This window comes from Nonomuraea purpurea (assembly GCF_042650645.1).
GTDB lineage: Bacteria > Actinomycetota > Actinomycetes > Streptosporangiales > Streptosporangiaceae > Nonomuraea > Nonomuraea purpurea.
Window position 1 is genome coordinate 58352 of sequence record NZ_JBHSBI010000040.1, and the last position, 22232, is coordinate 80583.

Consider the following 22232-nt stretch of genomic DNA (forward strand, 5'->3'; position numbering starts at 1 on the left):
GGGACAGAAAAGGCCCCACACCGTAGCCTGAAGATGCGACCCGTTCAGGAGGTGCAGGGCTGATGTCCGACGAGACTAGCATCGGGCCACGACTGCGGGCTCTCCGTAAGTGGCGACGTATGACCCTGATCGAAGTTGCCGACCAGGCCGGAATGAGCAAAACCCACCTATCCGACATTGAGCGCGGGCTGAAGGCCCTTGACCGGCGCTCCTACATCTCCGGACTGGCCTCGGCCTTGAGGGTGTCAGAGATCGACATCGTAGGTGGGCCTCACCTGTCCGCGGACCCCGTTCAAGCAGCCCCTCACGCCGCCGTCCCCGCCATGCGCATGGCCCTGCAGACCAACACGCTCGCCCAGCCCGCAAGCGAGGAGGCCCGCCCCCTCGACGAGCTCGTCGAGGCCACGCGGAAGCTGGAGACAGTGTTCACGCGCTGCGACTACATCGAACTCGGCAAGCATCTGCCCGGTGTCATCGATGAGCTCCACACGCACGTAGCAATGCCCCGCGATGAGCAAGCCCAGCGACTCGCACTGGAAACCCTGGTCGAGGCGTGCATGTTCGCCACCTTCAGGATGAAGGATCTGGGCTACGCCGACCTCGCCTATCAGGCGGCGGCCCGCGCCGAGGAAGCCGCCCGCCTCCACGGCGATCCCGTCGTCATCGGCAAGGCCGCATACTGCCGCATCCAAACGATGCCGCGAGAGGGCACCTGGGATCGCATCCGGCAGGCCGCCGAGAAGGCGACAAACGCCCTGACGCCGACCGCGACCGACCCCGTAGGCAGATCGGTCCTCGGCATGTTGACCCTGACAGCCAGCCTCGCTTCGGCGGTCGAGCACAAGCTCGACACCGCGCAGGCTTGGCTGGACGAAGCTCATCAACTGGCGACACTCCTGCCCGACGATCCCGCGCGCAACTGGTCGAACTTCTCCGTCACCAACGTGGGCGTCTGGCGTGTCGGCATCGCGGTCGAATCCGGTGACGTCGGCGGTAGCGTGCTGCAGAAGGCCCAGGTCGTCGACCAGGGCAAGCTCCAGAGCACGCGATGCCGCCATGCCTCCTTCCTCGCAGACGTTGGCCGGGGCCTCGCACGAAACCCCAAGTCGTCCCGCGAGGCGCTGTCCTGGTTGCTGCAGGCCGAGAAGGTGGCACCCCAGCGGATCCGCAACAACAACTCCGTCAAGGAAACCATCGGCGTGCTTCTCACCCGGGCTCACGCCACCGCAGTCAGCCGAGAGCTGCGCGGGATGGCCGCGCGGATGGGGATTCCTCACTGAAGAAGTTCGTGTGATTCCGCTCCAACGGAATCAAGCGGTGACAGACTCATTACTTTCTGTGTCCATGGAGACCGACACGGCTCTTGGCCCGCGGCAACAACTTGAACTGCTGCATGCCGAACTGGTGGAGCGCGGATGGGCGCCGGAAATGCGCGGCACCGAACACAAGCCCTACCTGAGTGTGGCCAACCCAGACGACCCTGGCCTTAACGGCATGGTGACGGCGTTGCACGGCCACTATCGGTGGACGTGGGGCCCGGTGCTCGGACCGCTGGAGGACGTGCGGATAGCGGCCAACACGATTCTTGCCGTGCTCCGTGAGGTCGGCCCGTGACCCAGCCATCAGTTCTGCGCGACGCGGCATGAGGGCCGCGATCGGTGTGCGGGTGCCGTACATCACCGCCTACGACGAGGAGCGGTTGCCGTACCGGCTCACCTTCGCGCGCGACCAGGAGGCCACGGATGGGTGGCGGCTGTGCTACGCCGATGCCATCGCGCAGGACTGGATGTTCGGTGTGTTGTGGTCGCGGCAGGGTCTGCACCGGCGCGGCAGGCCGCTGTGGAAGCTGGTGAACACCTTCAGGCAGCGGAACGCGATGTTGCGTCTGCTATGCCAGGTGTGTGGCGGGCCGGCGACCGGTCCGGACGGGCGGGTCTCATGGGTTCTGGCCAACGATCCGAGCAGCGCCGTGACCGGGGCGGGCTACACCAACTCGCCGCCCACCTGCCGCTCGTGCGTCCCCGAGGCGCTGGCCACCTGCCCACGGCTGAGGCACGACGCGGCAATCTACACGGTGGGCCGTGTAGAGCTGTACGGGGTGATCGCCAACGTGATGCGGCCCAGCCCGGCAGGACCGGCTGCTGTGGAGGCGAACGCGGTGATCCCGCTGGAGGCGTTCCACCGGCTGGAGTACGCGCTCGCCGTCCAACTCCTGGTCACCCTGCGGGACCTGCGCAAGACCGAAGAGGCCGTCGGCGAGTAGCCCCCGACGCCGTCCTCAGGAAGGGCTTCCGCGCCGCCACCCACCTGGCGTCGCTGCGGACGGCCGTGGGACCTCCTGGGGCGGCTGCCGGAGATGCCCGCCGTATGAGAACGGCGGCATTTCCGAAGGGCTCCCGGTCTACAGGGCTGGGGGTCGGGCCGGGTCCCGCGTTTGCTTGCTTCCGCGGGACCCGGCCCTCATCGCCCCGCTCGGGGCGACCAAAAGCCCCCGGCAGAAGATCATCCCCTGCCGGGGTATCACCGCATCGCGAAAGGAGAATGGCATGGGGGAACACACGGACCCGAACAGCCCGAAGGACCAGGAGGTCACCGGCAAGGAGGGTGGCACGGGCAGTACCCAGGATCACGACAACCAGAGCAAAGGCGGCCACGCCAAGGGAGGTAAAGGCGGGAAGGGCGGCGGCAAGTAGTGGACCTCGACAGTCGTATGAACGCCATGATCGCCAAACTCGACCCCAAGAGCCTGGTCGCGGACCCCGTCAAGGCGGCGATCCGCGCGGTACCCCGCCACCAGTTCCTCCCCGACGTGGGCCTGGTCGCCCCCAGCGACCCGTCCCCCGCCTACCTGATCGACAAGACCGAGAACCCCGACGCCTGGTGGGACGCCGCCTACGGGCAGCACTCCGTCGTCACGCAACTCGACGACGGCAACACCCCGCTCACCGCGATAGAGGGCGACTACACGTCGTCGGCGTCCGCGCCCAGCACGGTCGCCGACCTGCTCGACCAACTGGATATCGAGCCCGGCATGCGGGTGCTGGAGATCGGCACAGGCACGGGATGGACAGCCGCGCTGCTGTCCCACCTCGTTGGAGATCAGGGGGAGGTGACCTCCATCGAGGTGGACCAGGCCGTCGCCGAGCAGGCCGCGAAGAACGTGGGTGAGGCCGGCTACTCACCCCGGCTGCTTGTCGGAGACGGGGCGCTGGGGTGCGCCGACCGCGCGCCCCATGACCGGGTCCACGTCACGTGTGGCATCCGCCGGATCCCATACGCGTGGGTCGAGCAGTGCAGGCCGGGCGCGGTCATCGTGCTGCCGTGGCAGCCCGGCTACGGCATCCACCACGCCCTGCGCCTGGAAGTACAGGCCGACGGCACCGCCGTGGGGCGGGTGACCGGGTTCGCCTCGTACATGTGGATGCGGGCCCAGCGACCGGCACCGTACGAGGACCCAACCGGCGGCGAGACACGCCGCTATTGGTCGGCGCTGGATCCGCGGGCACTCGACGACCTGTCCGCCGGCGCAGATCTGGCGATCGCCGCGCTGACCGAGCTCAAGTCGTCCACGAGCTCCGGCGTCGACGGAGACGGCGAGTACTGGCGGATGTTCGTGGGGGACCCGGACGAGCCGCGCTCGTGGGCGACGGCCACGTGGCGGCCGGGCTCGGCGAAGCATGCCGTCCAGCAGGTGGGCGAACGGCCCGTGTGGGACGAGGTTCTGCGGGCGTACGCCGCATGGGTCGGCTGGGGAGAGCCGTCCTGGCGGGACTTCGGCATCACCGTCACGTCCGAGGGGCAACGGATCTGGCTGAACCAGCCGGACAACGTCCTGGGCCGTCAGGAGGTGTGAACATGCGGCCCGCCGCCCCCTCGGGAGTGGCGAGCCGCTCCGGCGCCGATTACCCGGCGAACTTGCCCCGGTAGCCGACCGGCCCCTCATTGGGGAACTGCGCCGTTCCCTCGAACCTGGTGCCTTCATCGAAGAACGTCACCGAACCGCTGCCCGCACGCGGGGTGCTCCAGGTGACCGTGGCTCCTGTGGGGGGCCGGCCGTCTTCGGGGATGACGTCGTCGCGGTTTCGGATGCTCAGCGTCAGCGGCTCGTCCCGCTGCCATCCTCCGCCGCCCGTGTGGATCTCGGTTTGATACGTGGCCATCGCAGGCTCCTCGATTCTGGACGAAGGCGCGCTGTGCGCCTGGTCACCGTGACGGACTTTCACATCGTCACACCGCGATCTGCGATCATCGTGTCACTTTGGGTGCCTGTCGGGTGATGGTGCCGTGACGATTGAGGCAAGAGATCCCAACAGAACATCAACCGATCCTCTAGCTCCGACACGGGCGGCGATGGTCTGCGCGCACACCAGGGACTCGGTGTGTGTGGTGTCCACCTCCAGGTCATAGACCACGCCCTGGTGAACCAGCTCCGCCTGCGACACCGCCATCCCCCGTACCCGGTCTCCTCGGGCGACCTCGCGGCCCGCGGCGACCGCGCTCTCGCACCGCACGCCGACCCACAACACGTTCAGCCCGGCGAGGGCCTTCTGCCACCGCTGCTGGGACGCCGCGCCGCCGAGGAAGACCTCGTCGATGACGACCCGGGCGCCCGCGCGGACCATCGCGGCGACCCCCTCCATCCACGCCGCCTGCAGCGGCATGAACCCCGGCCCGACGTTCACCTCGCCGTCGGGGGCGAGCTCGATGAGGGAGCCGGACGTGGGCATCATCTGGATCAGCGTGTCCACCCCGACGGCGAGCCACGGCTCCGTCAGGACCGCCTGCAGGCACCGGACGATTCCGGATTTGCCGGAGCTGGAGCCGCCGTTCAGCACGATCACCTGGATTGTCACTTCGCCACTGTATTGACTCGGTCAACGGCTCCGTACGATCGCCAGCCCCCGTCCGTACACCTCGCGGAACACGACGAGCGCCGGGCGCGCCAGCAGGAACACGCCGACGGCCAGCCCGAACACCAGGTACGTCACCTGGGCCGCGTCCAGGGTGGGGTGCGCGACGAACGGGTACCACAGGGCGCTGAATTCCGGGGTGTAGTAGCACAGCGCCTCCTCGTACCTCAGCCCCTCTGCCCGGCAGCCGGCCGGCGTGGCGGCGATGTCGCCGAAGACGGCTCCGCTCACGCCCACCCAGATCGACAGCGCGAGCGCCACCAAGGTCAGCACGTTGGGAAGGAGGGCCTCGTACGGGCGATGCGCGCGAACCGCCAGCACCAGGCAGGCCGGAAGGGACGCGAACAACAAATACCTCGGCCCCCAGAAATGCGCCCCGCTCCAGGCCCAGTAATTGGCGTAGAGCAAGATCAGGCCCACGGTGAACGCCAGCCACATGCCATACAGCGCACCCACGGCCGGCAAATCCTTCAGCCTCTCCCGAACCGGCAGGAAAAGGCCGGGCGCGAAGAACACGAGCCCCTTGCCGAACGACAGCAGAAGGGACAGCAGCCCGAAGAGCAGGGGGTAGCTGAAGCCGGGTAGTCCCGAATACGGCATGACCGAGTCGAAGCCCTGGTTCCGGCCTTCGTACCCGGTGAGAAACGGGCTGCCGCGCCGTATCCACGCCTCGGCCAGCACGAGGCCGCCCGCCGCGAAAATCGCCGCCAGGCACCACACCCGCCGCGTGTCCCACGCTCGTCTGAGGGCCAGGAACCCCAGCCCGGCCAGGGACGCGGGCGTGTTGGCCACACCCGTGACAATGGCCACCCACCCGCCACGACGCCCGGTGACGACGGCGATGGTGCCCACCGCCACCAGGACGGCGGTGAACACCTCACCGTAGTAAAGGGTCAGATGCTTGGCGAACATCGACGCGAAGACCAGCAACAGCAGGAAGGTCCGGAGAATCTCGCGGGGCATCCTGTCGCGCAGCAGCCAATAGAACGCCAGCAGGCCCAGCGCGAAAACGACGTCGTTGTAGTGCGCCACCCACGACTCTCCGACGTCCCAGAACTGGCCGGCCAGCCACAGCGGGGCGGAGAACAGCGGGCCGATCATCGAATACTTGCCGTCGGGCACCGCGCCGGTCGTCAGCAACTGCGTGAGATCGGTGTAGCGCACCCCGCCGTCGCCCCATAGGCCGTGCGGACGCAGCACCGCGATCGCGATCAGCCCGGCCACGATCAGCCCGATCTCTAATCGCGCGATTGCCTTTTTCATGCTCCGTCCACCTACAGCCGTGTCGTTGGGATCCCACGAGGAGATCACAAAATAGCGGCTTTCCATGGGCGCACGAGCGTCATCAGGGTGATGGGCAGCGGTGGGTCACGCGGTGTCGGTGCGGACCTCGATCTCGTCGGGCATGGACCAGGCGCTGCTGACCGGTTCGACGGTGACCCGCACGTAGCGGGCCGTGCGGTCCACGCCGAGGAGCCGGTACTTGCGGGACTGGTCCGCGTCCCCCGCGGCCGGTGCGTTGACCGAGCCCAGGGCGGTGTAGGCGACGCCGTCGGACGACGTCTCGTAGGTCACCTTCTTGGGCAGGAAGATGTACACGCCCTTGACCTGCAGCCAGTCACTCTGGACCTCCTTGACGCGCTTGGCCGCCCCCAGGTCCACCACCACCGAGTACGGGGCCGCGGTGTTGCGGCCCTGCCAGGCGGCGTCGCCGTACGTCGCGGCGCCGTACACGCCGTCCGTGAGCTCGGCCCCGGCGTCGGGGTAGGAGGCCGCGGCCGGCATGGACACCGTGTACGCCCGGCCGGCCGCCAGGTTGGTCGGGTTGGCGGGCGCGGCGGGGGTAGTCGCCGGCTTCTGGGAGCTCGCGGCCGAGACGTTGCCCGCCGCGTCGAACGCCTTGACCGAATAGGTGTAGGCCGTCGAGGGGTCGAGCCCGTCGTCGGTGAACGTGGTCGCGGTGCCCTGCAGGTTCTTGACCACGACGCCGTTGCGGATGATCTGGTAGCCGGCCACGCCGATGGCGTCGGTGGAGGCGTTCCAGGACAGCGAGACCGTCAGCGGGCCGGTGGCGGTGGCCGTCAGGCCCGTGGGCGTGGTCGGCGCGACCGTCTCCACCGAGCCGGTGGCGAGATAGTCGCGGTAGGCGGCGTCGTGCACGGCCGCGACCTGCAGCGGGCTCTGGTAGTGGTCGTAGGAGAAACTCCAGTAGCCGGAGACGTACGGCTGGACGGCCCGCATGTCGGCCACGATGTCCTTGGTCGCCATCGGGGTGAAGTCGGGGGTGAACGTCTCGGTGTCCGCCCAGAGCTTGGTGGTCGGACGGGCCGCGTTGATCGCGTTCTTGGTGGCCGCGAACCAGGCCGCGAGCCGGCCCGTGGTGGCGTGCCCCGCGCCGACGCCGTCCTGCAGCGCGATGACGTCGATCGGGCTGGTGGCCAGGATCGTCGTCCACATGCTCTGCCACTGGGCCGTGGTGAGGCCGCCCGCGGTGTTGAAGAACGGCGAGATGACGACCGGCTTGCCCGGCGAGAGCGTGTGCAGGTGGTCGGCGACCTTCTTGTAGAAGGCGGCCATCGCGGCCTGGTCGGCGGCCTCGCCGAAGTTCCAGTTGTCCACCTCGAACGACAGGTACCAGCCCGTGAGCGACTGGTGGCCCCGGTACTTCGTCCACAGCTCGTCGGCGATGCGGTTGGCGACGGTGGCCTCGTTGTCGAGCCAGGCGGTGTCGTCGGCGTACTTGTTCCACCAGTCGTCGTTGACCTGAAGCCCCAGGTACACCTGCATGCCGGCGCTGTCGGCGGCGGCCAGCGCCTTTTCGACCACGTCGGTCTCGGTGCCCTGGGTCCAGCCCGCCATGGACGTCGGGTAGACCGTCTCCTTGGCCCTGCTGTCGGCGGTCCACTGCAGGACGAGCTGGTCCATGCAGGCGCGGCCGAGCACGCCGAGCTCCTGGCTCCACGTCTCCGGCTCCCACGTGTCGCCCAGGCCGGGCTGAAGGAACGAGCCGGACAGGCGCGGCGTGGTCGTGCACGACGCGGGTGCGGTGGTCGCCTGTGCCTGGACGGGGCTGAGCAGTGTGATGAGCGTGGCGGCTAAAAGGGGTATCGCGCGATGCAATGTCATCTCCTCATATGGTTTGGAGGCGGTTGGTGGAGGCGGCGGCGCCGAGGACGGCTCCGTGCCGGCCCAGTGCGGTGGTCCTGATCGGGACCGCGTCGGGGCCGGGCAGGGCCTCCTGACGGGCGGCCTGGACGAGCGGGGCGGTCAGGCGGTCGCCGAGCGCCGTGACGCCGCCGCCGAGCACGATGACGTCGGGGTCGAGCAGCGTGGCGGCGCCCCCGATGGTCCGGCCCAGGATGAGCGCGGCCTCGTGGATCACGTCCCGGGCGAGCTCGTCGCCGGGGTCGCGGGCCATGTCGCGGAGGTCGTGCGCGGTGCCGCCGTGCTGACGGTAGGTGGACAGGATGGCCGGGCCCGAGGCGTACGCCTCCAGGTGGCCGGGGCGGCCGCAGGGGCAGGGGCGGGTGGCGGGGACGTGCGGGGGCAGCGCGGCCGGGACGTGGCCGAGGCTGCCCGCCGTACCGGTCCCGCCCGTCAAGACGTGCCCGTCCCGGACGATCGCGCCGCCGATGCCGGTGCCGATCGTGAGCACGAGCGCCAGGCGGCTGCCCCGTGCGGCACCGAAGCGGCTCTCGCCGAGCGCCCAGGCGTGGACGTCGTTGAGGACGGTGACCGGAACCCCGAGCCGGTCACCGAAGGCGGCGGGCAGGTCGGTGCCGCGCCAGCCGGGCAGGGCGTCGGTGGCGTGGGTGACCACGCCGTCGTCGCCGATCGTCCCGGCGCTGCCCACCCCGCACGCCGTCACGCGCAGGCCACGCTCCTGAGCCCACGCCACCTCTGCGGCGGCCAGCCGCAACGCGGCCTCCAGCACCGCCGCGCCCCCGTCGGCCGCCGGTGTGGGAGTCCGCGCGGAACGCAGAATCCGCCCACCGGGGAAAGCCGCCGCGCCCGGCTCCACGCCATTGGACGCCACCATGCCCGGCCCGGAGCCGCCGGGCGCCGCCGTGGGGCCGAAGGATCCCATGGACGCTGCGGAATCCATGGGGTCGAAGGACACCACGGCGGCGGCCGTCTTGGTGCCGCCGATGTCCACACCGATCACGACTTCCCCGGCCGTGCCGGTCATCGGCGGGTCCGTCCGGGTGCGGCAGCGGCGAGGCGGCGGGTGATGGCGACCGGGTCGGTGATGGCCGCGCCGACCACGACCGCCCACGCCCCCCGCTCGAACGCCCCCGTCACATGCCCCCCGGTACGCAGGCGCCCCTCGGCCACGGTGCGGACCCCGCGCGAGGCGAGCTCTCCCACCAGTTCCAGGTCCGGCTCCATCCCAGAGGCCGTATAAGGGGTGTAGCCGGACAACGTGGTGGAGACCACGTCGGCCCCCCACGACCAGGCCCGCAGCCCTTCCTCCAGCGTCGAGACGTCGGCCATCACCGGCACCCCGAGGTCGGCCCGCACCCGCTTGACCAGCCCCATCAGGTCCCCCGCGACGGGCGCGACCTCGTCGGTGACCTCCAGGGCGACCACGTCGGCCCCGGCGCGTACGAGCTCCTCGCACAGCGCGAACCCCGGCGTGATCAGCGGACGGATCCCAGGACGGGTGACCTTGGTGAGCCCGATGACCGGCAGGTCGGTGACGGCGCGGACGGCGCGGACGTCGGCGGGGCCGTTCACCCGGAGCCCGGCGGCCCCGCCCTGTTCGGCGCAGCGGGCCAGCAGCGCCATGACGTCCGGGTCGCGCAGCGGGTGCCCTTCCGGCGCCTGGCAGCTCACCACCAGCCCGCCCTCGATCGCGCTCACCGGATCGGTCGCCACGGTCATCGGGTGCGGTCCTCGATCAGCTCGCGGTAGCGGCGGTACAGGCCGTGCGCCGAGGGCCACATCGAGTTCGGGCTCATGAAGTGCGGGAACTCGAAGGTGATGATCTTCTCGACGTACGGCTGGACGGCGTCGAGCCGGTGGGCGAGCTTGCGCCAGTCGGTCGGCGGGAACCTGATCGGCATGTCCCGGTCGAACGTCTCGGCGTTGGACCAGATCGCGATCCCGCTGCCCTTGGCCGCCTCGACGGTGGCCTTGGTGTAGTCGACCAGGCGCAGCGGGTCGGTGGTGGCGTCCTGGAAGGCGCAGTGGTCGACGAGCCCGGTGTAGCGCTCGAAGATCTCCTGCCAGACGTGCCCGTGCTCCTCGGGCGAGCGCGGCAGCGTGCGGGGCTCGGTGTGGCCGGCGATGTCGGGGCGGCCCATGTAGTAGGGGGAGATCAGCACGGGCAGCCCGGTGAGGTTCTTGACCTCTTCGGCCAGCGCGGTGTTGATGTCGAGGATGCGCAGGCTGGAGTCGGTGGTCTCGTGCGGCAGGTACCAGCCGGCGAAGGCGGGCGAGTCGCCGTAGCGCTGCCACATCTCGGTGATGAAGGCGCGGTTGATCCGCACCTCGGTCTTCCAGTCGTGGCGGTACCAGTGGTAGTTGGAGTCGTAGAGGCCCAGGTAGAACTTGATGCCGCGGGCGGCGGACAGGTCGAGGAAGAGCCTGACGAGGTCCACGTACACGGGCAGCGTCCGCACCTGGTCCGACACGGCCGTGGAGGGGCAGGCCAGCCGCTCTCCGCAGCCGGCCCTGATCAGCACCACCGTGTCGAGCCCGGCTTCGACGAAGGTGTCGAACTCCCGCTCCCACTCGGCGGCGCCCCAGTTCTGGGAGGGGATGTCCACGGTGATCTCATCGATAAAGGTGCCGGTTATAGGCAGATAAGTCATGAAAAATCCCTGTTATTTGAGGCCGCTGGTCGCGATGCCGTCGACGAAATAGCGCTGACCGAGTACGAAGATCACCAGTGCCGGGGCGGCGAACATCATGCACGCGGCCATGAGCGGCCCCCAGGCCACCCCGTGCTCGGAGAAGAAGTTGTAGAGCCCGACCGACAACGTGTACTGACTGCTGTCGTTGAGGTAGATCAGCGGCGACAGGAAGTCGGTCCAGGTGGCGACGAACTGGAAGACCGCCACCGTGATGAGCGCGGGCCTGGTCAGCGGCAGCACCACCCGCCAGTAGACGCCGAACTCCGAGGCGCCGTCGATGCGGGCCGCCTCCAGCAGTTCGTCCGGCACGTTCACGAGGAACTGCCGCAGCAGGAAGATGTAGAACGGCGTGCCGAGGAAGGCCGGCAGGACCAGCGGCAGGTACGTCCCCGCGAGCCCGACCTTGTTCCACATCAGGTAGAGCGGGATGAGCGTGACCTGCGGCGGCAGCATCATGGTCGCCACGACCAGGAAGAACACCACTCCCCTGCCCCGCCAGCGCACCTTGGCCAGCGCGTAGGCCACCAGCGGGCTCGACAGCACGCTCCCCGTGACGGTGAGGATGCTCAGCACAATGGTGTTGCCCAAATAGCGCCAGAACGGCATGACCTCGGTGGCCTGCGCGTAGTTGCCGAACGTCCACTCCTGGGGCAGCAGCTTCGGCGGGAAGGCGAAGATGTCCTCGGGCGTCTTGAACGACGTGGCCACCATGATCACGAAGGGCAGGAGGAAGCCCGCGCACATCACGGCCAGCCCGGTGTAGCCGCGCGCCGCCCGCCCCGCGGCCCGCCTGCGCACGTCGCGCCGGCGTCCGGCGACCCGGCGCGGGAGCAGCGTGTCAGCGGAGGCCATAGTGCACCCACCTGCGCGACGACAGGGCGATCACGGCGGTGACCGCGATGGTGAGCACGAACAACGCCCAGGCCATCGCGGAGGCGTAGCCCATCTTGAGGTAGACGAAGGCGTTCTGGAACAGGTACATGGAGTAGGTCAGCATCGAGTCGTCGGGGCCCGCGGTGGACTGGTTGAGCCGGTTCTGGGCCAGCAGGAACGGCTGCGCGAAGATCTGCAGGTAGGCGATCACGCTGGTGACCGCCTGGAACAGCGTCACCGGGGTGATCATGGGCAGCGTGACCCGGCGGAAGCGGGTCCACCAGCCGGCGCCGTCGACCATGGCCGCCTCGTAGTACTCCCTGGGCACGTCGCGCAGCGCCGCCAGGTAGATCACCGTGCTGCCGCCGATGCTCCACAGGCCGATGAGCAGGATCGCGGGCTTGGTCCAGGCCGGGTCCTCCAGCCAGGCGGGTTCGAGCCCGACCAGGCCGGTGATCTCGTTGACGTAGCCGTACTGGGCGTTGAGCAGCCACCGCCACACGTACGTGGTCACCACGATGGGCAGGATCGTCGGCAGGTAGACCACCGCGCGGAACAGCGGCTGCCCGCGCACGGGCAGGTTGAGCAGCATCGCGCAGCCGAGCGACAGCAGCAGCCCGAGCGGCACGCCGATCAGCGTCAGGTACGCCGTGTTGGCCAGGCTCTTCCAGAACCGGTCGTCGTCCAGCATCCGCTGGTAGTTGTCCAGGCCGACGAACGAGGGGTCCTGGAAGAGGTTGAAGTCGGTCAGGCTGTAGACGGCCGAGGCGATGATCGGGCCCGCGTACAGGAGCACGAACCCGACGAGCCACGGCGCGGCGAACGCCAGCCCCAGCAGGAGCTGCCGTCTATTTCGCATATCCGGCGGCCTTCTCGGCGACGGACCGCATGGCCTGGTCGGGCGCCGTGGCCGCGCGTGTCACCTGGTCGAAGCCCGCCGTCAGGTCGGTGGTGTACTCCTGGCTGTAGGGCATGCTGGCCAGGACCTTGACGTTCGGGCTCTTGAGCGCCTTCAACCAAGGGTCGAAGCGCGGGATGCCGTCGTACTTGGCGTCGTCCAGCAGCGACAGCCGCGAGGGCAGGTTGGCCAGCGCGAAGGTGAATTCCGCCATGGCCTTCTTGCCCATGAGGAACTTCATGAACTCCCACGCCTGCGCCTTGCGCTTGGAGTTGCGCGGGATGAACAGGGTGCTCGCCGTGAGCTGGGTCGTGCCGGCCAGTTCGGGACGGCCTGCGGGATGCGGCAGCGGGGCCACGTCCCAGTCCAGCTTGGGGGCGTTGTCGCCGATGAAGCGGGCCTGCCACTCGCCGTCGACGACCATGGCGACCTTGCCGATGTAGAACGGGTTCTGCGGGGAGGCGTACTCGCCGAAGCCGGAGGTGAACTTCCTGACCTTGTCGACGCCGTACTTGCCGGTCACGTTGTCGGTGTAGAACCTCAGCGCGGCCAGGTTGCCGGGGGCGGCCGGGGTGGGCCTGCCCGCGGTGTCGTACCAGTCGCCGCCGAATTGGTACCCCATGGTGGTGAAAGTAGAATTACTTTCGGGGTTGCCCAATCCGAGCTGTACGAGGTTGCCGTCGCCGTCGACCTTGGTCAGCTTGGCGATCGCGGCGGCCCAGCCTTCCGTGGTCTTGGGCGGCTCCTTCAACCCGGCCTCGGCCAGCAGTTTCTTGTTGTAGAGAAGTTGGAAGGAGTGGGTGGCGACGGGCAGCGAATACGTCTTGCCCTCGTAGGTCATCTGCTTGAGCGCGGCGGGCACGATGTCGGCGGTGTCGAAGCCGTCCTTGGACATGTACTCATCCAGCGGCTCCAGCACGCCCTTGGCCGCCCACGCGCCCACGTTGCTTCCGAAGTTGTCGGAGATGTCGAAGGCGCCGCCGGCGCTTGCCATGGAGGCGAGCTGCTTCTGCGTGTCCGGGCTGGACACGCCCTTGACCACGATCTTCCGCTGGCTCGCGTTGAACTCCGCGATGATCTTCTCCAGGGCCTGGGCCTCAGGGCCCGACCACAGGTAGGAGAAGGTGATGGTCGTCGGGCCGCCGTCACCGCTCGCGCCGCCCGAGCCGCAGGCGGCCAGCGACAGCGCCAGCATCCCAGCGGCGAGCACCCTTCCCCGCCGGTCACGTACGCGGAATAATGGTGTAGTCATATCCACCTCCATTTGCACGATTGGTATAGCCCAATTACGATCAGCACGTCAAGAGGACGGCGACGGGTGAGCAAGTTGGAAGCACCGCAGGAGACCAAGACCGGCCAGCTCAGGGCCCACCTGCTCGCCCTCATCGACAGGGAGCTGCAGCCGGGCGAGAAGCTGCCGACGGAACGCGACCTCGCCGAGCAGTTCGGCGTCAGCAGGCTGACGGTCCGCCGGGCGGTCGACCGGCTGGAGACCGACCAGCTCGTCTACCGGGTGCAGGGCGCGGGCACATTCGTCAGCCACAAGAGCATCGCCAAGACCATCGAGCTGACGTCGTTCAGCGAGGACATGCGCAGCAGGGGCCTGGAACCGGGCTCGCGCCTCATCGACGCGGCGCAGGTGCCCGCGGGGGCGCGGGTGGGCTTCGCGTTGGGCATCAGCCCTGCCGACCCGGTGGTGCGCATCCGGCGCGTACGCACGGCCAACGGCACGCCGATGTGCCTGGAACACTCCTACGTGCCCATCGCGATCGCGCCGGGCCTGCTCGACCAGCCGATGGACGGGTCGCTGTACGACGTGCTCGAGCGCGCCTACAAGATCAGGCTTGAGCGGGCCGACCAGTCGATCAAGGCCACCGTGCTGGAGCTGGAGGAAGCGGAACTGCTGGCCGTGCGACCGCTCGCGCCCGCACTGCTCGTGGAGCGGGTCACCTACGACCAGCGGGGACGGGCGGCCGAACTGGCCAAGTCGATCTACCGAGGCGACCGCTACTCATACGAGATCACGATCCACCGCGAGGGCCGGTCTCGTTGAAATGAAGGGTTCGTATGTGGCCGGCGAACACCTGCCGTTCACCGGCTTCGCCTGATCGGAACGACCCTTCGGGCGAGACCATGATCGTTATACTTGTCCGGGCCGGAAAATCCGATCGAGGGGCCCACCATGACGATGCTGTTCGACGTTTCGCTGGAAAGGTGCACCGACCCGATACCGGATGCGGAGCGCACCTTGGGCGGCAACGTGGAAATCATCAACGTGGACGCCGCTTTCTTCCCCACGAACATCGAGTTTCCCCTGCAGCTCCTGATGGACGCCTGGTGGCATATGCAGACGCCATATCCGCCTTTCGCCCCCGGGGAAGGAAAGGAACTGACCCGCTCCCCCGTCCACGCCGAGTACGAAGAACTCAACGAACTCTTCGCGGGCCGGAAAGTACGGGTCGACAAGGAGGGCTACCTTCTCGAAGAGAACACCAAAGAGGTGCGCCTGCCGAAGGTCAAGGCCACGGACTTCTACCGGGACGAACTCGGCCGCAGGCGCGGTGAGGGCTTCGACGGCGAGTCCCACTACATCATGCTGGCGCCCAAACCCGCCGAGTTCTCACGGCGTGCGGCCGAGATCATCACCTCGTTCACGGTGGAGGACCCGGTGGGCCTGCCGGAGGGGCGCTCGATCGACGACCTCAGCCAAGACGAGCTCGGCGAACTCCTCGACGCCTTCACCATGCCGTGCGCGTACTTCACCGCGACCGTGAGCGACGCACGATACCTGGAACACATACCGACCGGCGGAGTGACCTGGTCCACCGCCTTTTCCGGTGCCATGCCCTAGCGACCGAAGGGGCGTACTGTCCGGTTGTGGACAGGCGCGGAGCGTGACGATTTCGGGTCCCCCGGGTAGGAGCCAGATCTCCTCGAGAGAAAGGGCACCGCATGATCTCCTGGGTGAGACGACTCGCCATCACCTCGGTCCTTGCGCTCGCCGCGGCCTCGCTGCCGGCCGGGGCCGCGCACGCCAGCACCTTCACCTGCACCAGCGGGACCCGTACGTACCTGGGCGACATCGTCGGCTACCACATCATCGCCTCCGGCTGCACGGGATCAGGCCCGGTTTCCGGGCAGCCCGGCTCGATAACGATCACGTCGGGCTATTACGCGGGCACCTGGGGGTGCAGAAGCGTCTCCGGAAACCCGTCCATCGGCCTCGCCAGCGGCCTCGGCTGCTGACCTCGTACCGGATCCCTCCTTGGCGTCGCCAGGGGCGCGACGAATCGGACATGGTCATCACCTTCATGTGTACATGATGATGTACCTCAGGCAGAGGGCATCAGGTCGCGGCGGCGCAGGAACGCCAGCCCCGCCGTGGCCAGGATGACGGCCGTCGCGGTCAGCCCCAGGAGCGGTGCCACCGGGGACGAGGCGCCGCCCAGCAGCAGCGCCGGCACGTGCACGAACGGCGACAGGTCCAGGACGAAACCGTCGGCCAGCTTGAACTCCGCCAGCAGATCGACCAGCAGGAAGAGACCGAGCACGGTCCAGCTCACGGCGGTCGCCAGCCGGGGCAGCAGGCCGAACACCAGCGTCGCGATCCCGACCACGGTCCAGACCGCGGGCAGGTAGGCCAGCGTGGCCGCGGCGACCCGGGCCAGGTCGCCGTCATAGGTGAGCCCGGCCGCCGCGCCCATGGCGGCCAGAAGCAGCGCGGGGCCCGCGACGGCGAAGGTCAGGTGGCTCAGCGCCCAGCGCAGGCGGCCGACCGGGGTGGACAGCAGCAGGTCGGCCCGGCCCGATGCCTCCTCGCCGCGGGCGCGCAGCGCCGACACCAGTGCCGCCGCTGAGACGAGCTGGCTGAGCACGTACATCATGAATGTGAAGAACACGTCAGAGACGCGGGCGCCGGCGCCGCCGAGGGTCGCGGCCAGTTCCCGGAACTGCGGCGTGTCCAACTGGGTGTCCAGCCCGCGCGCCGCCAGCCCGAGCAGCGCGCCCATCAGGGTGAAACCGACCGCGAAGCCCGCGAGCGTGCCCCGGTGCAGGCGGGCGGCCAGGCCGAACGAGCCCGCCGGCGCTCCGGCGGCCGGTCCAGGACGGGCGGGAACCAGGCCGCCGGCCATGTCACGCCGCGTGGACAGCCAGAACGCCGCCGCGGTCAGCACGACGACGAACACCGCGACCAGCCCCAGCACCCACCACCGGTCACCGGCGTAGGGCCGGGTCAGCCGGACCCAGCCGAACGGCGACAGCCAGGCCGTCCAGGCGATGCCGCCGGCGTCGGCCGTCGAGCGCAGCGCGAACAGCAGCCCGCCGGCGGCGATCGCGATGCCGCGGGCCGCACCGGACGCGGCGGTGAGCTGCGCGGCGACGGCGGCCACGGCCGCGAGCGCCCAGCCGCCCGCGGCGATGGAGAGCCCGAACAGCAGGGAGGAGCCCGTGGGCAGGCCGTTGCCGATCAGGCCGGGCACGGCCAGCAGGCCCAGCAGCAGGTTGGCGGCGAGCACGACCGCGAGCGCGGCGGCCAGCGGGGCGTGGCGGCCCACAACGCCCGAGGAGAGCAGCTCACGCCGGCCGGTCTCCTCCTCGCCCCTGGTGTGCCTGATCATCACCAGGATGCTGATCAGCCCGCCGATCAGGGCGAGGGACGAGCCGAGCGTCCAGGCGGTCAGGCCGCCGACGCCGGCGTCGTAGACGACGCCGCGGGTGGCCAGCTGCGCGGGACTGCTCATCGAGGCCGCCGCGAAGGCGTCTCTGGCGGCATGGTCGGCGTACAGGGACGCGGTGGAGGCGGCGATGCCGGCCGGCAACACCGCGGTGATCGCGACCCACGCCGCCAGCGGCACGCGGTCCCTGCGCACGATGAGCCTGATCAGCGTCCAGGTTCCGGTCATCTCGCGGCTCCCTCGTAGTGGCGCAGGAACAACTCCTCCAGCGTCGGCGGCTGGGTGGTGAGCGTGCGCACACCGGCCCGGGCCAGCTCGGCGAGCACCGGCGTGAGCGCGGCGTCGTCCACCTGGCAGCGCAGCCGGGTGCCGTCCACGGCGAGGTCGTGCACGCCGGGCAGCGCGGCCAGGCCGGGCGCGGGCCCGATCAGCTCGGCCGTCACCGACGTGCGGGTGAGGTGGCGCAGGTCGGTCAGGGTGCCGGATTCGACGGTGCGGCCGGCGCGGATGATGCTCACGCGGTCGCACAACGCCTCCACTTCCGACAGGATGTGGCTGGACAGCAGCACGGTGCGGCCACTGCTCTTCTCCCGCAGGACATAGTCGTTGAAGACCGCCTCCATCAGCGGGTCCAGGCCCGAGGTCGGCTCGTCGAGCACCAGCAGCTCCACGTCGGAGGCGAACGCGGCCACCAGCGCCACCTTCTGCCGGTTGCCCTTGGAGTAGCTTCTGCACTTCTTGCGCGGGTCGAGCTCGAAACGCTCCAGCAGCTCGGCGCGTCGCCGGGGGTCGAGGCCGCCGCGCACCCTGCCCAGCAGGTCGATGACCTCACCGCCGGTCAGCGACGGCCACAGCGTGACGTCGCCGGGCACGTACGCGAGCCGTCGGTGCAGCTCCGTGGCGTCCTGCCAGGGATCGCCGCTGAGCAGCTCCACCCGGCCGCCGCCGGCGCGCATCTGGCCCAGCAGGATGCGGATCGTGGTGGTCTTGCCTGCGCCGTTGGGGCCGAGGAAGCCGTGCACCTCGCCCGTCTTGACGGTGAGGTCGAGCCCGTCCAGGGCCCTGGTCTGGCCGAAGGTCTTGACCAGGCCCTGCGTGCGCACCGCGGCGTTCACTGTTGTCCCTCGAACTTCGCAAGGCCCGTCCGCGCCTGCTCGTACAGCTCGCGGCCGAGGAACTCCGGTTTGATCAGGTCGAGCTGGGCCTTGCCGGTGCGCACCGTGCCCTGCGGACCGTAGAGGTCCGTGCCGAGCGCGCGGGAGACGTGCTCGTGCAGCACGCTGATGCCCAGCTTCATCGCCGTCAGCACGGTGGCGCGGGCGCGGTGGTCGTCCTTGGAGTGCTGGTCTCCGCCGGCGAGGTGCTCCTCCGTCACGTTCACGAGTTCGTCGAACATGGCGGCGGCCGCGGGAGAGCCGTCCACGAGCGCGCGGCCGAGGTACTTCATCAGGGGCGGCGCGGTGCGGTGGACGCTCTCGATGAATTCCGGCTTTTCCAGGTTGTGGTCGGTGATACCTGTGCTGACCTGTTCACGCAGGTAGCTGAGGACGTACTCGTCACAAGCCCGTCTCAGCTCTTCCTTGGCGCCGAAGTGGTGCTGCACCAGGCCGGGCGAGACTTTGGCGGCCTCGGCGATCCCGCGGATCGTGGTGGCCTTGATCCCCTGCTCGGCGAACAGCGCCATGGCGGCGTCACGGATGCGAGCGCGCGTCGTCAGGTCCTCTTCAGATATTGGTCGCACGCCCAAGAGTCTATACGGCTGTATTGGAAGCAATGCAAGTGTTCAACTGTCACATCCTGAAATTGCCGGACATTTACGATCATGTGAGAACCAAACCCATCGTGATCACCGCTGGCGCGCTGGTCATCACCCTGCTGACGGGGACCACCCCGTTATCGGCCACACCCCAACCCACCGGCCCTGCGGACAACGCCGTGACCCTGATCACCGGCGACCGGGTCACGGTCGCGGGAAAGGGCTACAGCGTGACGCCCGCCCTGGACCGGGAGGTGACGTTCACAAGGCAGATGATCGGGGGCCATCTGTACGTGATCCCCTCCGACGCCAGGCCACTGATCGCCAAGGGCGTGCTGGACAAGCGGCTCTTCGACATCACCCAGCTCATCCAGTGGGATTACGGCGACTCCGCCACGAACGAGATCCCGCTGATCCTCCAGTCACCTCAGCAGGAGTTGCGCGGCGCGGCACAGACCCGGCGGCTGGCCTCACTGGGCATGAGCACGATGCGCCTGCCCAAGGCGAACGCGGCCCAGACGTGGCACGACCTGACGGCCGGCGCCCGCACGCTGACCTCCGGGGCGACCAAGCTCTGGCTGGACGGCCGCCGCTCGTACAGCCTGGACCAGAGCGTCAAGCAGATCGGCGCCCCCGAGGCGTGGAAACAGGGCTACACCGGCAAGGGCGTCACGGTCGCCGTGCTCGACTCCGGGTACGACCCGGGCCACCCTGACCTGAAGGACGTCGTGACGCAGTCGCGCAACTTCAGCAGCGAACCCGACATCAGCGACAAGATTGGACACGGCACCCATGTGTCCTCGATCGTCGCCGGGGCCGGGGAGAAGTACAAGGGCGTGGCGCCCGACGCGAAGATCGCCCTCGGCAAGCTGGGTTCCGTGCCCACGGACTCGGCCATGCTGGCCGGCATGGAGTGGGCCGCCGTCGAGGTCAAGGCCAAGGTCGTCAACATGAGCATCGGCACTGTCGACACCCCCGAACTGGACCCCGTCGAGCAGGCGGTGAACGAATTGTCGGAGCGGACCGGCGCGCTGTTCGTGGTGGCCGCGGGCAACGGCGGCGGCTCCCCTGTGAGCAGCCCCGGCAGCGCCGACGCGGCCCTGACGGTCGGCGCCGTGGACCGGCAGAGCGCAATGGCGAACTTCTCCAGCACGGGGCCGCGCGAGGGCGACCACGCGATCAAGCCGGACGTCACGGCGCCCGGCGTGGGCATCGTGGCGGCCCAGGCCGGCGGCGACCACGTCGCGATGAGCGGCACCTCGATGGCCACGCCCCACGTGGTGGGAGCCGCCGCGATCCTCGCCCAGCGCCATCCCGACTGGACCGGCCGGCAGCTCAAGGCCGCGCTCATCGGCAGCGCCGCGCCCGTGGCCGACGCGACCCTGTACGAGCAGGGCAGCGGCCAGGTGGACCTGGTGCGCGCCCTGGCCCAGCCCGTGATCGCCGAGCCGGGCAACGTGTGGGCGTTCGTCCGCTACGGCAAGGCCGACGAGCAGGTGCAGACCAAGACCATCACCTACACCAACTCCGGCGACACCCCGCTCACGCTCGACCTGAGCACCGACGGCGAGGTGCTCAAGCTCTCGGCCGAGCGCCTGGAGGTGCCCGCGGGCGGCCAGGCGTCGGTCACGCTGACGATCGACGGGCGGGACAAGAAGCCGGGCGACTACCCGGGGACCCTGACCGCCAAATCCGGCGACCAGGTCATCAGGACGCTGGCCGGCGCCTCCGTCGAGCCGGAGTCGTACAACCTGACCGTCAACGCCGTCGGCAGGCAGGGCACGCCCGCCGACTTCCTCGTCGACATCTACAACCCGGACAACGGCACCGGATACACCCTGCCCTCGGTGGAGGGACGGGTCGCATACCGGCTGCCCAAGGGCAAGTGGAACCTGTTCGCCGACGTCATGGACTCTGGTGGGATCGCCACGATCGTCCACGACACTGTCACGTTGGCCGACGGCGACCAGCAGGTGACGCTTGACGCACGCCCCGGCAAACAGGTGCGTTTCTCGATCGACGACCCTGCGGCGGTCCAGGGAAACCTGTACGACATCAATGTGGCCGACGGCTCCTGGTGGATCGCGTCGCTGAGGTTCATGAGGAACCTCGACGGGCTCTACGTGGTCCCCGCACGCCGGCCCGGCATGCAGTTCACGATCAGAAGATTGTGGAACGGCGGCGCGAACGTCTACGACCTGGTCCAGCGCTACCGCGACGGTCTCCCCGACGACCCCACGCTGGCCGCAAAACGGGCGGATCTGGCGAAGGTGAGCGCCACCTATCGGGCCTCCGGCGTCGCGGCCAAGGGCGTCCCGAGGGTCGGGATGCGCTTCCGCGACGACCAGGAGGCCATCTGGCTGGTGTCGGTCCGCGGCGAGGTGGACCTGCCGGGCACGCTCACCCATTACCGGACGCCGGGCCAGGTGTGGGACAGCGCGCTCGAGGTCGGCTCCGCTTGGCTGGTCGACCAGGGGCGCGCCGTGCGGCAGGGCGACACCCGGGAGACGTGGAACGCCGCGGTCACCGGCCCGTCGCCGGCCGGGCTCGGCGCCCGCCGCACCGGGGACAGGCTGACCGTCGTCGCCGGCGGCCTGTTCGCCGACGCGGGCGCGGGACGGGCCGGGACGGACGCGGCGGCCACGGGCACCGTCACCGTCGCCGCCAAGGGGCAGATCCTGGCCACGGCCGACCTGGTCAACTGCATGGTCGGGGACACGAACACGTGCGTGCTCCGCACCGACCTGCCCGCCGAGGCCGCCACGTACACGATCAGCTCGTCCATGCGCCGGGAGGTGCCGCACTCGACGCTGTCCACGACGGTGGAGACGGCCTGGACGGTACGGTCGTCGCACACCGAGGGCGAACGGCCGCTGCCGCTGATGACGATGCGGTACGCCCCGGCCGGGCTCGACGGGTTCAACCGCGCCGCGCCCGGCTCGACGACCCCGCTGCCCATGACGCTGGAACGCGTCCAGGGAGCCGCCCAGCCGGCGATCAAGCAGGTCCGGCTGGAGATGTCCGGTGACGACGGCACGACCTGGCGGCCCGTCCCGGTGACGCGGACGAGCTCTGGGTGGACCGCCATGGTGCCCAACCCGCGCACCCCAGGACACGTCTCACTGCGGGTGAAGGCCGAGGACGCCTCTGGCACCGGCCTGACCCAGACCGTCATCAGGGCCTACACGGTCGGGTAGCCGATGAGGCGGCCGTGGGTTCCGGGGGGACCCACGGCCGCAGAGGACGTCCCCGCTTTTTCTC

Annotated in this window: 22 protein-coding genes; 9 read left to right on the top strand and 13 right to left on the bottom strand. The window is 69.4% G+C overall.

What is annotated here, in order from left to right:
* The first annotated feature begins 62 nt into the window (after positions 1–62).
* From ACFOY2_RS48405 to ACFOY2_RS48425, 5 genes are all read left to right on the top strand, one after another.
* Positions 63–1280, top strand: a complete 1218-nt coding sequence (locus tag ACFOY2_RS48405; protein ID WP_379534929.1) for a helix-turn-helix domain-containing protein — start codon at positions 63–65, stop codon at positions 1278–1280.
* Between the two features lie 64 nt (positions 1281–1344).
* Complete coding sequence (locus ACFOY2_RS48410; RefSeq protein ID WP_379534930.1) at positions 1345–1614, top strand: hypothetical protein; 270 nt, start codon at positions 1345–1347, stop codon at positions 1612–1614.
* Between the two features lie 28 nt (positions 1615–1642).
* Positions 1643–2263, top strand: coding sequence for a hypothetical protein (locus ACFOY2_RS48415; RefSeq protein WP_379534931.1), 621 nt, complete (start codon positions 1643–1645; stop codon positions 2261–2263).
* Between the two features lie 283 nt (positions 2264–2546).
* Positions 2547–2693 carry a hypothetical protein gene (locus tag ACFOY2_RS48420; protein ID WP_379534932.1) on the top strand — a complete coding sequence of 49 codons (147 nt, stop codon included), beginning with the start codon at positions 2547–2549 and terminating at the stop codon, positions 2691–2693.
* A 17-nt stretch (positions 2694–2710) separates the two neighbouring features.
* Positions 2711–3853, top strand: a complete 1143-nt coding sequence (locus ACFOY2_RS48425; protein ID WP_379534933.1) for an rRNA adenine N-6-methyltransferase family protein — start codon at positions 2711–2713, stop codon at positions 3851–3853.
* A gap of 49 nt (positions 3854–3902) precedes the next feature.
* Here the strand turns inward: ACFOY2_RS48425 and ACFOY2_RS48430 are convergent, their stop codons facing one another.
* The 10 genes from ACFOY2_RS48430 to ACFOY2_RS48475 all read right to left on the bottom strand — a co-directional run bounded on the left by ACFOY2_RS48430 (position 3903) and on the right by ACFOY2_RS48475 (position 13791).
* On the bottom strand, positions 3903–4160 hold the full coding sequence (locus ACFOY2_RS48430) for a hypothetical protein (RefSeq protein WP_379534934.1): 258 nt from the start codon (positions 4158–4160) through the stop codon (positions 3903–3905).
* A gap of 93 nt (positions 4161–4253) precedes the next feature.
* Entirely contained in the window at positions 4254–4853 is a 600-nt protein-coding gene (gene cpt / locus ACFOY2_RS48435) for a chloramphenicol phosphotransferase CPT (RefSeq protein WP_379534935.1), read from the bottom strand.
* Positions 4854–4874: 21 nt separating this feature from the next.
* Entirely contained in the window at positions 4875–6173 is a 1299-nt protein-coding gene (locus tag ACFOY2_RS48440) for a hypothetical protein (protein WP_379534936.1), read from the bottom strand.
* Positions 6174–6278: 105 nt separating this feature from the next.
* On the bottom strand, positions 6279–8036 hold the full coding sequence (locus ACFOY2_RS48445) for a DUF4434 domain-containing protein (protein ID WP_379534937.1): 1758 nt from the start codon (positions 8034–8036) through the stop codon (positions 6279–6281).
* Between the two features lie 4 nt (positions 8037–8040).
* Positions 8041–9099, bottom strand: coding sequence for an ROK family protein (locus tag ACFOY2_RS48450; protein ID WP_379534938.1), 1059 nt, complete (start codon positions 9097–9099; stop codon positions 8041–8043).
* Positions 9096–9794: an N-acetylmannosamine-6-phosphate 2-epimerase gene (locus ACFOY2_RS48455; protein ID WP_379534939.1), complete on the bottom strand. Its 699-nt coding sequence runs from the start codon at positions 9792–9794 to the stop codon at positions 9096–9098. The genes ACFOY2_RS48450 and ACFOY2_RS48455 overlap by 4 nt, the downstream gene beginning before the upstream one ends.
* The gene (locus tag ACFOY2_RS48460) at positions 9791–10726 is read right to left on the bottom strand and encodes a DUF4434 domain-containing protein (RefSeq protein ID WP_379534940.1); all 936 of its coding nucleotides are present in this window, start codon (positions 10724–10726) and stop codon (positions 9791–9793) included. Before ACFOY2_RS48460 ends, ACFOY2_RS48455 begins: the two co-directional genes overlap by 4 nt.
* 12 nt (positions 10727–10738) lie before the next feature.
* Positions 10739–11620 (bottom strand): carbohydrate ABC transporter permease, encoded by an 882-nt coding sequence (locus ACFOY2_RS48465; RefSeq protein ID WP_379534941.1) that lies wholly within the window; start codon positions 11618–11620, stop codon positions 10739–10741.
* Positions 11607–12500 (bottom strand): carbohydrate ABC transporter permease, encoded by an 894-nt coding sequence (locus ACFOY2_RS48470; protein WP_379534942.1) that lies wholly within the window; start codon positions 12498–12500, stop codon positions 11607–11609. Before ACFOY2_RS48470 ends, ACFOY2_RS48465 begins: the two co-directional genes overlap by 14 nt.
* On the bottom strand, positions 12490–13791 hold the full coding sequence (locus tag ACFOY2_RS48475; protein ID WP_379534943.1) for an ABC transporter substrate-binding protein: 1302 nt from the start codon (positions 13789–13791) through the stop codon (positions 12490–12492). Before ACFOY2_RS48475 ends, ACFOY2_RS48470 begins: the two co-directional genes overlap by 11 nt.
* 66 nt (positions 13792–13857) lie before the next feature.
* Here ACFOY2_RS48475 and ACFOY2_RS48480 point away from each other — a divergent pair, with 66 nt between their 5' ends.
* The 3 genes from ACFOY2_RS48480 (at position 13858) to ACFOY2_RS48490 (ending at position 15785) form a co-directional block, all read left to right on the top strand.
* Entirely contained in the window at positions 13858–14592 is a 735-nt protein-coding gene (locus ACFOY2_RS48480; RefSeq protein WP_379534944.1) for a GntR family transcriptional regulator, read from the top strand.
* 129 nt (positions 14593–14721) lie between these two features.
* A complete protein-coding gene (locus ACFOY2_RS48485; protein WP_379534945.1) occupies positions 14722–15390 on the top strand; it encodes a hypothetical protein in 669 nt (222 codons plus the stop codon).
* Positions 15391–15503: 113 nt separating this feature from the next.
* Positions 15504–15785, top strand: a complete 282-nt coding sequence (locus ACFOY2_RS48490; RefSeq protein WP_379534946.1) for a hypothetical protein — start codon at positions 15504–15506, stop codon at positions 15783–15785.
* An 86-nt stretch (positions 15786–15871) separates the two neighbouring features.
* Here the strand turns inward: ACFOY2_RS48490 and ACFOY2_RS48495 are convergent, their stop codons facing one another.
* From ACFOY2_RS48495 to ACFOY2_RS48505, 3 genes are read right to left on the bottom strand one after another with little or no spacing between them, the layout of a single operon-like run.
* Entirely contained in the window at positions 15872–17443 is a 1572-nt protein-coding gene (locus tag ACFOY2_RS48495) for an ABC transporter permease (protein WP_379534947.1), read from the bottom strand.
* A complete protein-coding gene (locus tag ACFOY2_RS48500; RefSeq protein ID WP_379534948.1) occupies positions 17440–18330 on the bottom strand; it encodes an ABC transporter ATP-binding protein in 891 nt (296 codons plus the stop codon). Before ACFOY2_RS48500 ends, ACFOY2_RS48495 begins: the two co-directional genes overlap by 4 nt.
* A complete protein-coding gene (locus ACFOY2_RS48505) occupies positions 18327–18956 on the bottom strand; it encodes a TetR/AcrR family transcriptional regulator (protein WP_379534949.1) in 630 nt (209 codons plus the stop codon). Before ACFOY2_RS48505 ends, ACFOY2_RS48500 begins: the two co-directional genes overlap by 4 nt.
* A gap of 83 nt (positions 18957–19039) precedes the next feature.
* Between ACFOY2_RS48505 and ACFOY2_RS48510 the strand changes: the two genes are divergently transcribed.
* Positions 19040–22168, top strand: a complete 3129-nt coding sequence (locus ACFOY2_RS48510; protein WP_379534950.1) for a S8 family serine peptidase — start codon at positions 19040–19042, stop codon at positions 22166–22168.
* Positions 22169–22232 lie beyond the last annotated feature (64 nt).

Bases quoted from the DNA above. Each gene is read 5' to 3' on its own strand.
- ACFOY2_RS48420 (WP_379534932.1), top strand. From the start codon at position 2,547: ATGGGGGAACACACGGACCCGAACAGCCCGAAGGACCAGGAGGTCACC.
- ACFOY2_RS48465 (WP_379534941.1), bottom strand. From the start codon at position 11,620: ATGGCCTCCGCTGACACGCTGCTCCCGCGCCGGGTCGCCGGACGCCGG.
- ACFOY2_RS48450 (WP_379534938.1), bottom strand. From the start codon at position 9,099: ATGACCGGCACGGCCGGGGAAGTCGTGATCGGTGTGGACATCGGCGGC.
- ACFOY2_RS48455 (WP_379534939.1), bottom strand. From the start codon at position 9,794: ATGACCGTGGCGACCGATCCGGTGAGCGCGATCGAGGGCGGGCTGGTG.
- ACFOY2_RS48430 (WP_379534934.1), bottom strand. From the start codon at position 4,160: ATGGCCACGTATCAAACCGAGATCCACACGGGCGGCGGAGGATGGCAG.
- ACFOY2_RS48405 (WP_379534929.1), top strand. From the start codon at position 63: ATGTCCGACGAGACTAGCATCGGGCCACGACTGCGGGCTCTCCGTAAG.
- ACFOY2_RS48485 (WP_379534945.1), top strand. From the start codon at position 14,722: ATGACGATGCTGTTCGACGTTTCGCTGGAAAGGTGCACCGACCCGATA.
- ACFOY2_RS48440 (WP_379534936.1), bottom strand. From the start codon at position 6,173: ATGAAAAAGGCAATCGCGCGATTAGAGATCGGGCTGATCGTGGCCGGG.
- ACFOY2_RS48460 (WP_379534940.1), bottom strand. From the start codon at position 10,726: ATGACTTATCTGCCTATAACCGGCACCTTTATCGATGAGATCACCGTG.
- ACFOY2_RS48445 (WP_379534937.1), bottom strand. From the start codon at position 8,036: ATGACATTGCATCGCGCGATACCCCTTTTAGCCGCCACGCTCATCACA.
- ACFOY2_RS48415 (WP_379534931.1), top strand. From the start codon at position 1,643: ATGAGGGCCGCGATCGGTGTGCGGGTGCCGTACATCACCGCCTACGAC.
- ACFOY2_RS48495 (WP_379534947.1), bottom strand. From the start codon at position 17,443: ATGACCGGAACCTGGACGCTGATCAGGCTCATCGTGCGCAGGGACCGC.
- ACFOY2_RS48410 (WP_379534930.1), top strand. From the start codon at position 1,345: ATGGAGACCGACACGGCTCTTGGCCCGCGGCAACAACTTGAACTGCTG.
- ACFOY2_RS48470 (WP_379534942.1), bottom strand. From the start codon at position 12,500: ATGCGAAATAGACGGCAGCTCCTGCTGGGGCTGGCGTTCGCCGCGCCG.
- ACFOY2_RS48425 (WP_379534933.1), top strand. From the start codon at position 2,711: ATGAACGCCATGATCGCCAAACTCGACCCCAAGAGCCTGGTCGCGGAC.
- ACFOY2_RS48475 (WP_379534943.1), bottom strand. From the start codon at position 13,791: ATGACTACACCATTATTCCGCGTACGTGACCGGCGGGGAAGGGTGCTC.